Source organism: Nostoc sp., assembly GCF_036917775.1.
Classification (GTDB): Bacteria; Cyanobacteriota; Cyanobacteriia; order Cyanobacteriales; family Nostocaceae; genus Nostoc.
The window spans coordinates 1-13,333 of the sequence record NZ_JBALEQ010000034.1 but is presented as its reverse complement, the minus strand read 5'-3'; the positions used below and the strand labels follow the sequence as shown (position 1 = coordinate 13,333).

Sequence of the window (13,333 nt, the reverse complement as noted above, 5' to 3'; positions counted from 1 at the left end):
CGTAGGCGAGGCAGTTTTCATCCATGCCTCTTAATCTACCACCTCAGTAACCCATTTTTGACTGTAGCGTTTCTTATCGTGTGAACGGTTACTATTAATGTTGCCTTACTACACATAGACTTTGCAGGGTTAGATGCTCCAGATTGGGGAATAGGAAATATTACCTCACAGTTAGTATGGAATCTCTATGTAAAAGCGCCTAGCCAAGGAGGTGTATGCAAGGTCTACAACCGACAGTGGCATCCTGAAGATGAAAAATATAAAAATCCTGGTTCGTATGGCTACGATTATTCCTTAATAGCCACCTCAGAAGTAAAACATAATATTCCACTCACAGGAGATTTGGTCATCTTTAACAGCCGTAATTTTCATGAAGTCTTACCAGGCATTGGAGAACGTATAACAATTAGCTCTTTTATTGGAAAAATGCCAGGAGGTGATTTAGTCTTTTGGTCGTAAAGGCAAATTAGAACCTATAAGTAAGTCGGTGCTAATATTTCCAGCTAATTTATATTTATTCATATACATTGAATTTTTCTCACAGACTTGCTTAATTTATTAATCTAAATATTAATCAGTTCAAAACATACTTTAATAGGAGACGAAATTGACATCACAGATTATGATAACTTGTAATAGCTTAATATAATTGCTAGAATACACTAAAATTTGAAATTTCGACTACTGTATGCCTTCAGTCAAACTTAATGCCAGGATTTCCCAATCTCTGAACGATAACCTAAGTATTAACTGGCTATTTAGATACTTTATTTATTCCTGATTTATTGTATTTTTTCAATAATCGTTATTAAATTCAAGTAGAGAGATTTATCTATGTCCACAGTACTTACTTATCTTGAAGATACCTATAAATTCACTGATAAGGCTCATATTGAGTATGTTACCAATGATGAACGGGGTTCTTATTGTGTACTCGATAGCACAGTGTTTTATCCACAGGGTGGTGGTCAGCCCTCTGATATAGGCACTATAGAAGCAAAAGGAGTTCAGCTTTCAATCACTTTCGTAAGCTTTGTAGATGGAGATGTTCGTCATTATGGGGATTTTTCATCTGTATCTTTAGAAAAAGGCGAAGAAGTAACTTTATATGTTGATGAAGCCCGTCGTATGCAGAATACTAAGGCTCATACAGCTGGACATCTTATGTACACCATAGTCGAATCCCTTGATAAAAATTTAATCGCAGTTAAAGGGTATCATTTTCCAGATGGTTCCTATGTAGAGTTTCAAGGAAGCCCTTCGTTTGAAAATATGGAAACATTTATTGCTGAAGTTAATGCAAAAATTAGTGAAGCTTTAAATGAAGTTAGCAGTGTAGAAGCTTTACTAATTACGCCTGAAGAATTAGCAGTACGTTGGTCTAATATCTCCAATAATTTACCTCCAGGAAAACCTTTGAGAGTAGTAACAATTGGCAATCTTCATCCAACTCCATGTGGAGGAACTCATTTAAAATCACTTAATGAATTAAAAAGTGTAGTAATTACTAAAGCAAAACGTCAAAAAGGAAATCTCAAGATCAGTTATAAATTTGAGTAAATTTAGGCTTTTTATTACAAGGTAACAATCATATTTCCTTGATTTAGAATTATTGGATCATTATTTTAATTTATCAACCCATGTTTGCTACCGAAACTTAGAGTAGTTCCTGGTGTTATACTGTAAAGACATTTAACACTTAAAAAATCTTAAAAAGAATAGAAATAAAATCTAAAATCTGTCAAAACATTGAGTTTTAAAAAAATATCGTTTCACAGATACAAGTATCCCTATTTATAGTAATTGACTTGACTATGAGATATCAAGTCGGTGGTAGCCTGAAGTATGATGACTCTACATATATTGTCCGTCAAGCAGATGAACAACTTTATACTGGATTAAAAACAGGAGATTTTTGTTATGTCTTCAATTCCCATCAAACAGGCAAATCATCTCTACTACACCGGACTATTCATCGGTTAGAAAAAGAAAATCATATATGTCTTTATCTGGGTTTAGCTCTATTAAGTACTAATCAAATTACACCTATACAATGGTATAAAGGCATTATTTTTAGCCTTTTTCACAAGCTAAATCTGACACAACAGGTAAATTTTGAGAGTTGTTGGGAGCAACAATCAGGGCTTGATCCTGTACAACAACTGTATCAATTTGTTGAACAGGTATTGCTGAAAGAAATTCAAAATAATCGCATTTTCATCTTTATCGATAATATTAATAGCCTGCTAAGTTTGAATTTTCCGGTCAATGATTTTTTTATCTGGATTCGTTACTGTTATGAGCAGCAAGCACACAACCCAAGCTTTCAACGCTTGAGTTTTGCTTTGTTTGGTGTAGCCAGTCCATCTAACTTAATTGCTGATCCCCATCGAACTCCCTTTAACATTGGTCAAGCGATTAAGTTATGTGACTTTCAATTCCATGAAGTTATGCCCCTACTTGAAGGTTTAGAAGAAGTAATCAGTCAGCCACAGGCAATATTGCTGCATATTATCCATTGGACAAAAGGACAGCCGTTTCTCACCCAAAAGCTTTGTCAGTTAGTTGTGCAAGTTGCCTTAGAAAGTTATAAGGAAACAATGAGCATACCGAACGGTACTGAAGGATATTGGGTAGAACAATTGGTGCGATCGCGCATTATTCAACATTGGGAATTCCAAGATGAACCTGAACATCTCCGTACCATAAGAGATCGTTTACTTTTTGACGAATATAAAGCAGGAAAGTTATTAAACATTTATCAACGGGTATTACAAGTAGAGGAACTAAGGAATAGGAACCCGATAGACAACTTGATACCAGCCGATGATAGTGAAGAACAGACGCAACTGTTACTATGTGGTTTGGTGGGAAATTATAATGGCTATTTGAGAGTTAAAAATCCGATTTACCGGAGTGTTTTCACTCCTCAATGGGTATTAAAACAGTTAGAAAATCTTCCCTTTTCTTCGTAGAAGCTAGTAATCAGAATACATCTGTTAGATAAGTCCTGCATTGCTTGTGTAATAAATAAGTATAAATTGCCACTAGATCATACATTCTATATCTGTGGACTTTTCTTGTGCATAATTTCTGCCAAGTTTTCAACCAAGTTTTGATTACAGGTAGTTCCACAACTATTAATACTTGGTACATATAGTTCTACTAAAGCGATAATATTTTTGCAACACCCCAAGAAAAAGTCAAAAATTATACAAGTTAAAAATATTACATTATTTAATTACATCTGAACAAATTCAGGTAAATACAAGGTTTTCATTTCTTCAGAGAGTTTTTGCAAGACAACCATCAAAACAGCGAGTGCAAAAGTAGGACAAGTGGGAAAAGTAGGATAAATATATATTGATGTCAGTGTTTACTATCAAGCTAGTATAATGTAACTTAGTTTACTAGAGTTCCAATGAATTTTAGGAAAAATTAAATAAGAGTGTATCAGAAATTGCTACGTTAAATTCCACTTTCAGTATGAAAATAGAAAAAATTATTGCTTGTGACACTCATTTATTATAAATACTTGGAACAGCAATGTATAAAAATAAACGTAAACGGGGAGTGGTACTAACTTCCACAGGAATTAAACGCTTACAATCAGCAATTCTTTCTGTGGAGATAGTAGAAAATAAAGGCGAACACTTGAGTTTAGAAGAAATAAGCTCACGCATTCATGTTTCTAGTAGAACTTTGAGTAAATTATGGTCTTTAAGTGAAAGTGTAGATCAAAAGACTATAAAACTCTGCTTTAGCGCTTTTAATCTAGAATTACACAGCGAAGACTACACTATAGTCAACAAAGCAAATGAGACTGAAACATCTGAGTTGTTGTCTATTGCAAATATAGAAGAAAATTTATCTCAACGTTCCGAATTAACCTCACTTGTCAAAGAACATCACATACAAACTGAACAGATAGAAAATCTTTGGTCATACCCGGATGGCCCCGTACCTTTAGATTCTCACTTTTATATTGAACGTCCTCCACTAGAGAGAAAGGTTTATCGAGAATTAACTACTAGTGGCTGCGTGATGCGGATTAAGTCGCCCAAACAGATGGGTAAAAGTTCTCTTGTATTGCGGCTTTGTGCCTTTGCACAAAAACTTGGATATCAGACTGTGAATCTGAATTGCTACCAATTCGATAGTGAGTGTCTAACTGATTTAAATAAACTGTTGCGTCGTCTTTGCTGGAAAATTGCAACAGGGTTGGGTATTGAACCCAACCTCAAGGAAAAGTGGAATGAAGAAATTGGCTACAACTTGAGTAGCGGCTTCTATTTAGAAAACTATTTGCTCGAACAATGTCAAAGCCCAATAGTTTTAGTGTTGAATGAAATTGACCGTTTTTTTGAATATCCTCACATTTGTCATGAGTTTTTTGCATTGTTGCGGTCATGGTGTGAGGAATCACGACACAATCCCAAGTGGCAAAAGCTGAGGTTAGTAATGGTTTACTCAACCGAAGAGTACATCTCTATGGATATTAACCTTTCTCCTTTTAATATTGGTCTACCTATTCGTCTGAACGATTTTACTCAACCACAAGTAGAAGATTTAGCTAGGCGATATAGTTTAGACTCGTTTAAAGCTAAAGATTTTGCTCAACTAATGTCACTAATAGGGGGACATCCAGCACTAATTCAGATTAGTTTGTACTATCTTAGGTCTCAAGAAATGACCGTGCAAGAAATAATAGAGGAAGCGATCGCCAATGGTGGCATCTACCGCGATCATTTATGGCGACAGTTGATCAAACTACAAGAAAATCCTAGACTGGCAAAGACTTATGCTGAAATTCTGGCAGCAAAGCAAGGTATTTCTCTTAATCCTATTGATACTTACAAGCTTGAAGGATTGGGATTAATTCGCTTTGAGGGCGATCGCGTCTTACCTCGTTACGGACTCTACCAAGTCTACTTTGCAAAACAGCTATCGACAATTAATTGTTTGGTAGAGCAACAGTAAGGCACTAGGGTGTTGGCTTTGATGAGATTTACCCATTTTTATTCATACAGTTTTGGTGTCATCATCGGTGAACCAAATTAAATGAGTAATGAGTAATGAGTGGATTATTTTTTATTTTTCTTTCAATTTGTTGATTGAAGTTGTTAATATCTTAATAATCCTTTCATTCTCTTCTATCAGATTTTGAAATTTTTATTTTGACACCGACTCCGATTTTATCATTATTTTTATCCAATAAAGGGTTTCATTGGCTTCCTTTAAAGCTATAGAATACTTATATCTGATTGTGCATATTTAGCTTCTGAACAGTTTGCACCTATTGATGTCCCGCTTCTTAAAAATTGTTTAGACAAGATTTTACCAGTATCGTCAAAAGGTCTTTTGTTTTGTTCAGAATAAGCTTTGACAACTCTTGTTACAAAATTTTCTGTTCTTTCTTGAATACTGATATTTGCGTTATAATTAATCATGGATAAAAAAGATGTGGTAATTCAATTTTGCTTTATAAATAATGGATATTTACTCATTATTCATTACTTAAAGAACGCGAAAAATAACTTTTCCCACTGCAAATTTTACTCAAGCCCAGTCCGGCGCAGTCTGCACTTCTTCCTGAACAAACAGGCGAACCGGAAGTAATTATCCTAATGTGTAGATATAAGCCTGTCTTAAGCGCCGTACCATCTCTCGACGCACCTCATTTTGGATGCGGTTTCCGCGCCGCCAATGTTCTAACTGAATATTATCAACGTAGAATCTCACAGAAAATTGCATAGCAGAGCCTTGGATATCAGTTAGCTGAACTTGTGGTTCTTTCCAGGTAGTATTAGACTCTTTAAAACTATCATGTAACCATTCGACAAATTTTAATGAGTAGTCATCTAATCTGCTTTCGTCTACGCCTGGATTTAAGATTTTCTGAAATAATTTATTTAATTTAATTTTCATAAGTTCAATTTTCTGCTCCCACTCATCGGGTAAAAGATGTTGGTCTTCAATTACTAAGTCGGGGTCTTTTAACCAAGTTTTATACCATTGGCGAATCAAGCTAATTAGAGTTGGTTTTTCAGTCTGTATTTGTTCTTCTAGACGCGATCGCAGCCATTTGCCCTTATTTTCCTTACGTTCTGTGATAGCTACTAGTCCTACAAAATTTAATATTTCAAGATAACTTTTTTGTAAATTTCCCAGTTCTTCTGAATTCAATCCACTTTTTTCTAGCTTCTTCACTTCTCTAACAAAATCTTCAAACGCTTGTTCAACTTTTTTTAGTTGACTGTTAACATCTTTTTCAACTAATAAACGTAGCCGTCCAGCTTCTTTTTTTGATAGTTTATCACCCTCTGCTTCTCTCAATGCAGCAAAACTGTCCAAATGTTGAAGTTTTTCATCAATATTACCTAATGTATCTGGATGACCAATGATAATTTGTTGCAGAATATTTGTTGCTACAACGGCATCAGCGTCAACTCTAACTGAGACTTGAATTGTATAAGCATAGTGAGTTGTAGGACGGCTAAGATTGACTATATTTTGGCTTCCTAAAGTTGTGTTTGGTATATACACCTCGCAATGCTCGTTAATCAAATATAGTTTGGTTACTCTGATACCAATATGTTTGATAATTGCAATTGAACCATCTGGCATGGAGATCACATCTCCAAATCTAAAAGGTGTATCAACTAACAAAACCAAACCACTAAAAAAATCGCTTAAAATATCTTTTACTGCCAGTCCTAATACTACAGTAATACTACCGATTGCTAGCCCAATTCCTGTTAAATCAAACCCAAGGGTAGTAAAAAAGAGAGATATTCCAATTACATAAGTGATGACTGGGATAAAATTTTGGAGTAATGGAATTAATACGTCATCCCAAACAGCCTCAGTTTTACGGGCATAGACTTTTAAGTAGTAAATTGCTGCTTCGGTAAACAACACATTTATCCCATAAGTCAAAGCCAGAATTAGACAAGCTGTGAGTCCTCGATCAATCCAATTAATAATTCCTTTTGTTTCTAGTTGAGTCAGTGAGAGTTTTAGACTTGCAAGGATAAAAATAACGATTACAGGGATTTGTAACATCCCCAGGATAAACACGGCTGTATCTTTTTCTGTGCGGCGAAGAAACGATCGCAGTAGATAGAATAGTAATATGTAGAGTACAAAGGCAACAACTATGGATGTGCCAAATGTATAAAAGCAAGAGCTAATTTGTGCGCTCGTTGGGAAAGCCGGAGGTGCTGGTACTACAGAAGATTTTGATGCAGATTCTGCTGCTTTGGCGATCAGAATATAATTCATTGGTGTCTACTTCAAGTATTACAATTTAAAATAAGTTGTTGAATTGGGGATTGAGAGAATTTGGTGGGGAATTACAATCCTTTGTCGCAGTAGTAAATCTGTAAAATCTTTCCGTAAAATACGCAGAATATGAAGATGCTTTCCTGGCTTCACCTTCGTTAATCGGAGGATATCAAAAGGTGAGCAGGATTGGTGTATGAAAGCATTTAGGCTAGATACAGGGGCTGACAAATTACAGCCACTGTCTCCACACCGAGTCTTGCTTTAAGTTTTCCCTCAACAGTCACTTTTCTAACAAAAGAGCTTGCGAAATGAATTTTGGCATTCAGTTAATCAGATTGCATTGGGGATAATAGCGATCGCGCTACTACAGTTTTTCTGTACGATGTCTAGTGAGAAGGCATAGACGATTCTTCCCCTTTTCCCCAAAACCTGAGAAGTATTGACACTGTATCAAAAAATAACCTGTCAAAAATTCCCGAAACCTATTCTGGGTATAGATTGTAACGAGTGCGATCGCAGTAATTATGATAAATGCAAGCTAGGCTGTGGTGATTGATTTATCATTTTCAGCTTAATTTAGTTCTAATCATGCTCAAAAACACTACTTTAGCTCCTTTAGTAACCGATGTTCGATGTGAAGAAATTTGTCAGATTTTGGGAGAGACTTACAACCAAGAACGCTGGAACGATTGGCGCTGGCAAATGCGGCATCGGTTGACGAAGCTAGAACACTTTCAGCGATTATTAAGGCTGAGTGTTACCGAAGAACAGGGACTTTTAATCGCACCAGAGAAGTTTGCTGTCGCCGTAACTCCATACTTTGCATCACTACTCGATCCAGAAGATCCCTTTTGCCCACTACGCTTACAAGTGATACCACGGAAAGAAGAACTAATAGTTAGTACAGCAGACATGGTAGATCCATGCGGTGAAGATCACGACAGTCCAGTACCAGGACTCGTACACCGCTATCCTGATCGGGTGTTGCTGCTTGCTCTAGACACTTGCGCTGCATATTGTCGTTACTGCACCCGCTCTCGTTTGGTGAGTCAAGGTGAGATGTACCCAGTAACCCGGCGCTTGGATGCGATCGCTGCTTACCTGGAGGAACACACCGAGATCCGTGATGTCCTAATTTCTGGTGGCGATCCTCTGTTGATGTCTGATGAACCTTTAGACAATTTGCTTGGACGGCTACGTGCCATTAGGCATATTGAATTTATCCGAATTGGTTCTCGTGTGCCGAGTTTTTTACCGCAGCGAATTACACCAGAACTCGTTGCCTTACTTCGTAAACATCGCGTGTGGCTGTCTTTGCACTTTTGTCATGTGCGGGAACTTACCCCAGAAGTGGCACAAGCTTGCGATCGCCTAGCTGATGGTGGCATTCCTCTAGGCAGTCAAACCGTGCTGTTAAAAGGTGTGAATGACTCTGAACAGGCTCTCAAGCAGTTGTTTCACGGTCTTCTCAAGCTGCGCGTGCGACCCTATTATCTTTATCAATGCGATCCAGTTGTTGGTACTGCACATCTGCGAACGAGTGTACAAACTGGGCTTGATTTAATTTCTAAATTGCGTGGTCATACCACTGGCTATGCTGTACCAACCTATGTAATTGATGCCCCTGGTGGTGGTGGCAAAGTCCCAATTCAAGCCGAGACTCTACTTGCTTATGAAAAGGGCACAGCTACAGTGAAAAATTGGGCAGGTAAGACATACACCTATGTAGATCCAGTAGAGCAGGGCTAACACTATAGCTAACACTATATATTTGTACACAAGTTGATCGCCATCATCTAAAAGAGCCAGTTGGAATGATTCTGTTGAGTTCTTGGCCAGCCAAAAAACTAAGTAATCGCAGGAGATTAGTTGAAATGTTGATTGTTGGTAATACAAACCTAAAAGGTCGGGGTGTCTTCGCACAGAAACGCTTTTTGAAAGGAGAGATCATTGAGACAGTTCCAGTTGTTGTTATACCTACAGAACAGGTTGAATTCCTAGATAAAACAATTTTGGGCAACTATTACTACGATTGGGAAGATAAAGCTGCGGCGATCGCTCTAGGTTTCTCTTCCTTGCTCAACCATTCTTACCATCCCAATACTTATTATGTGAAAAAATTCGCCGACCGAGAGTTGGATCTGATTGCCTACCGAGATATAAAAGCGGGAGAAGAAATAACTGCCAATTACAACGGCTCTCCTGATGATAAATCTCCTATATGGTTTGATGTTGTTGATGAAATATTTTCACTTAATTAAGGATTTAGTAATCGGAATTCCTTAATTAAGACACCTAATTTGGACATTAAAGCTAACAGAGAAAGCTTTTTCATTGGGAATTATAGAGTTATGGGGTTATTAATTGGTCTGTGTTATGACCTGAAAGCAGACTACCTGAAGGCTGGTTTCAGTGCTTCTGAGGTGATGGAGTTCGACGATGAAGAAACTATCATCGGTTTGGAAGCTGCACTATTTGAGTTAGGTCATCAGGTTGAACGTATCGGCAATGGTAGAGAACTCGCATTGCACTTGGCAAAAGGCGATCGCTGGGATCTGGTTTTCAATATTGCTGAGGGTGTGCAGGGTCGCTCTCGTGAAGCCCAAGTCCCGGCAGTCTGCGAATTATTCGCTCAACCTTATACCTTTTCCGATCCGCTCACGTGCGCCTTAACGCTAGACAAGGCGCTGGCGAAAAGAGTAGTGCGCGATCGCGGTTTGCCAACAGCCCCCTTTGAGGTGGTGAGTAATACCGCAGAAGCAATAGCCGTGTCGTTGCCAATGCCACTTTTCCTCAAGCCTGTAGCGGAGGGCAGTTCTAAAGGCGTAACTGGGCGTTCTCTTGTCAAAGAACGCCAAGAGCTAGTAAATACTTATGAATTATTACGCGAACTTTTTCTGCAACCAGTACTCGTAGAAACCTTTCTTCCCGGTCGAGAATTAACAGTGGGTATTGTTGGCAACGGCAGTAATTCACGGGTAGTAGGCGTGATGGAAGTAATTTTTACAGATCAAGCGGAAACCTCCGCTTATACCACCCTCAACAAAGATGAGTATTTGGAACGGGTATCTTATTGTTTGCTCATAGATCCCGAACCACTGGCAGCACAGGCAAGGCAGCTGGCGCTAGATGCTTACCATACCCTTGGTTGCCGTGATGCTGCTCGCGTGGATCTACGCTGCGATGTTCATGGAACCTTACATTTTCTGGAGGTTAACCCATTGCCAGGGCTACATCATATCCGCTCAGACTTGCCAATTATGGGACGTTTGGGTGGCGTGACATACACAGAAATCATTGCTGAAATAGTCGAGTCTGCATGGCAAAGGTACAAATGTTGAAAGGGAGGTGTGGGAGGTGTGGGAGGATGGGGAAAAAATCTGGCTCCCCACACTCCCCACACTCAAAAGCCAGTTAAATCAGGGGTTTGCGCTTATCTTAGTGCCATTCCGTGCAGCATCTTGTATAAAAGCTTTAACTTCCGATATCCCCTACCGTAGTGGGATAGATTCGCGTCAGCCAATAAAAACGCCAAGTTAAAAGCACTGCACCTATGAGTAACCCCACTACTAAACCCAACCATAAACCTATAGCACCCCAACCTAAAGTGAATGCCAGCAGATAGCCCCCGCCTAGACCTAGCACCCAGTAAGCAAACATAGTGATTAACACGGGTACTTTAGTATCCTTTAACCCGATTAAAGCACCAGCAGCAATAGTCTGAATAGAATAAAATATCTGGACTAATGCCCCCGCAGCTAAGAAAGGAATTGCCGTTTTAACTATCTCGATATTATCCAAATTACTGGTGTCCAAATACATTGCCACAATGTATTTGGGAAACAGCAAAAAAATTAGTGCCACAATGCTTACAAAGGGAATAACAAGCCCAATACAGACAAATCCCGCTCTACTTGCACCCTTGAGATCATCTTGTCCCCTCAGTTGCCCTACTCTCATCGTGACGGCATAGGAAATACCGATAGACACCGTTTCGACAAAACTTTCTGTTTCAACGGTAATTTCATGGGCTGCTAACGTATCTGTCCCAAACCACCCCATCATTAAAGCCGTGGCTGTGAATACTCCAATTTCGGCTCCATACTGCAATCCCAAAAACCACCCAGTTTGGAAGATATCTAAAAACATATCTTTATCGAACTGATTTAGAGCTAAATCAAGCTGGTAGTCTTTAAAGTAGTTATCGAAGCAAATCCAACTGGCGGCGGCGATAAAATTCAGCCAAAAAATTAGTGTACTTGCCCAACCGATACCGGCTAAACCAAGAGCAGGTAAACCAAATTCACCGAACATTAGCACGTAATTAGCAACTGCGTTTAATAATAGTCCAGTCACAGTAATTACTGTTAAGAATTGAGGACGATTGAGGGCAGAGCTAACTTCTTTTAAGATACAAAAACCGAGCGCAGCAGGAAAGCCCCAAACAATAGACCGCAAATATGTTTGAGCCAATAAGACATTGCTTTCTTCTTGACCAGTCAGCAGCAAGATATAGTCAAAGTGCCAAATGATAAACATCACAGGTAAGCACATCGTCACAGCTAACCAAATTCCTTGACCGGTAGCACGGCTAATTTGGTCTATTTTTCCTGCACCAAAAGCATTTGCGACAGTCACACCTGCGGCTGAAAGAATAGAACGACAAATGGAAGCTAGAGTCGAAAAGGTAACAGCGCCTAAAGCACCCGCAGCTAAAGCTTGGCTGTTAAGTAAGCCCATCATCACCCCATCTAATAAAGGAATGCCCGCTTCTAATATTTGAGTAATTACTAGAGGAACTGCCAATTGCAGGCAGGCTTGGACTTCTAATATCAGTTTTGACTTAAATTCTTGTAAACTTAACTCCATCGGGTACAAATAACAATTAAAAAGGGTGCTAAAAAAGTAATATTTAATATATTAGGATGTTTTAATATATAAATACTATTTATAAGGTGAGCATAAATAAAAGCTCATCATGATTTCTTGTTATGTTGCTGTTATAAATTACTATATAGGAATCCGGTTTGATTGCTGAAAATATACGTAGGATGTGTTAGCGACAGCGTAACGCATCAAACCCATGATCATAGTGCGTTACGAACTCCGTTCTAACACACTCTACATACCTAATTTTGTTCAAAAATCAAATAGTAATCCTATAGAACTCTTATTTTATTTTTGAAAAAACTTTATACAACTAAAAGAGCCTCATTTTACCTTACTTTGATTTGCCAACTCTTTCGCTCTCGCCTGAGAATCAAACTTTAATTTATTATCCCACTGCTGTGCTTTGTCAAACTTTGCAACAGCGCCATTAATATCATCATTTCGCGCTAACTTCTCACCTTGGATAACTAATACTGTCGCGGCTTGCAATAGGCGAGGCGGAGTTTGGCATTCCGTTACTTCTTGCAGCACTTCAGGATGGACAACCAAATAATTGTTGAGCAAGCGACAACCATCTTTGACTAACTTATTTAAATCCAAATTCCATATAATTATCGTCTTGTCAGAACTTGCAGAAGCCAGCCTTTGCCCATCGGGGCTGAACACCACGCTACTGACCCAATTGCTATGCCCAGTCAGGGTTTGCACAGCTTTGCCAGTGGCGACATCCCAGAGTTTGATCGTCTTGTCATCACTTGCAGAAGCCAGCCTTTGCCCATCGGGGCTGAACACCACGCTACTGACCGCACTGCTATGCCCAGTCAGGGTTTGCACAGCTTTGCCTGTGGCGATATCCCAGAGTTTGATCGTGTTGTCATTACTTGCAGAAGCCAGCCTTTGCCCATCGGGGCTGAACACCACGCTATTGACCGAATCGCTATGCCCAGTCAGGGTTTGCACAGCTTTGCCTGTGGCCACATCCCAGAGTTTGATCGTGTTGTCAGAACTTGCAGAAGCCAGCCTTTGCCCATCGGGGCTGAACACCACGCTACTGACCGCACTGCTATGCCCAGTCAGGGTTTGCACAGCTTTACCAGTGGCCACATCCCAGAGTTTGATTGTGTTGTCATAACTTGCAGAAGCCAGCCTTTGCCCA

General features: G+C 39.1%; 11 protein-coding genes. 7 read left to right on the top strand and 4 right to left on the bottom strand.

What is annotated here, in order from left to right; all coding sequences use genetic code 11:
• The first annotated feature begins 93 nt into the window (after positions 1-93).
• The 4 genes from V7K69_RS32895 (at position 94) to V7K69_RS06045 (ending at position 4,980) form a co-directional block, all read left to right on the top strand.
• Positions 94-459: a 2OG-Fe(II)-dependent halogenase WelO5 family protein gene (locus V7K69_RS32895; protein WP_442936122.1), complete on the top strand. Its 366-nt coding sequence runs from the start codon at positions 94-96 to the stop codon at positions 457-459.
• A gap of 375 nt (positions 460-834) precedes the next feature.
• A complete protein-coding gene (locus tag V7K69_RS06055) occupies positions 835-1,560 on the top strand; it encodes an alanine--tRNA ligase-related protein (protein ID WP_335032309.1) in 726 nt (241 codons plus the stop codon).
• Between the two features lie 254 nt (positions 1,561-1,814).
• Entirely contained in the window at positions 1,815-2,975 is a 1,161-nt protein-coding gene (locus V7K69_RS06050) for an AAA-like domain-containing protein (RefSeq protein ID WP_335032307.1), read from the top strand.
• Between the two features lie 571 nt (positions 2,976-3,546).
• Complete coding sequence (locus V7K69_RS06045) at positions 3,547-4,980, top strand: AAA-like domain-containing protein (protein ID WP_335032305.1); 1,434 nt, start codon at positions 3,547-3,549, stop codon at positions 4,978-4,980.
• Between the two features lie 263 nt (positions 4,981-5,243).
• Here V7K69_RS06045 and V7K69_RS06040 read toward each other — a convergent pair whose 3' ends face one another.
• Positions 5,244-5,450: a four helix bundle protein gene (locus tag V7K69_RS06040; RefSeq protein WP_335032303.1), complete on the bottom strand. Its 207-nt coding sequence runs from the start codon at positions 5,448-5,450 to the stop codon at positions 5,244-5,246.
• A gap of 169 nt (positions 5,451-5,619) precedes the next feature.
• Positions 5,620-7,284: a mechanosensitive ion channel family protein gene (locus tag V7K69_RS06035; protein ID WP_335032301.1), complete on the bottom strand. Its 1,665-nt coding sequence runs from the start codon at positions 7,282-7,284 to the stop codon at positions 5,620-5,622.
• A gap of 591 nt (positions 7,285-7,875) precedes the next feature.
• On the opposite strand from V7K69_RS06035, the gene V7K69_RS06030 reads away from it, so the two are divergent.
• The 3 genes from V7K69_RS06030 (at position 7,876) to V7K69_RS06020 (ending at position 10,628) form a co-directional block, all read left to right on the top strand.
• Positions 7,876-9,036, top strand: a complete 1,161-nt coding sequence (locus tag V7K69_RS06030; protein ID WP_335032299.1) for a KamA family radical SAM protein — start codon at positions 7,876-7,878, stop codon at positions 9,034-9,036.
• Between the two features lie 74 nt (positions 9,037-9,110).
• Entirely contained in the window at positions 9,111-9,548 is a 438-nt protein-coding gene (locus V7K69_RS06025) for an SET domain-containing protein (RefSeq protein ID WP_335032297.1), read from the top strand.
• A gap of 90 nt (positions 9,549-9,638) precedes the next feature.
• Positions 9,639-10,628 carry a D-alanine--D-alanine ligase family protein gene (locus V7K69_RS06020; protein ID WP_335032295.1) on the top strand — a complete coding sequence of 330 codons (990 nt, stop codon included), beginning with the start codon at positions 9,639-9,641 and terminating at the stop codon, positions 10,626-10,628.
• Positions 10,629-10,761: 133 nt separating this feature from the next.
• Here the strand turns inward: V7K69_RS06020 and V7K69_RS06015 are convergent, their stop codons facing one another.
• Entirely contained in the window at positions 10,762-12,156 is a 1,395-nt protein-coding gene (locus tag V7K69_RS06015; RefSeq protein ID WP_335032293.1) for an MATE family efflux transporter, read from the bottom strand.
• A gap of 342 nt (positions 12,157-12,498) precedes the next feature.
• The coding region (locus V7K69_RS06010; RefSeq protein WP_335032291.1) for a WD40 repeat domain-containing protein at positions 12,499-13,333 on the bottom strand (835 nt) is incomplete at its 5' end.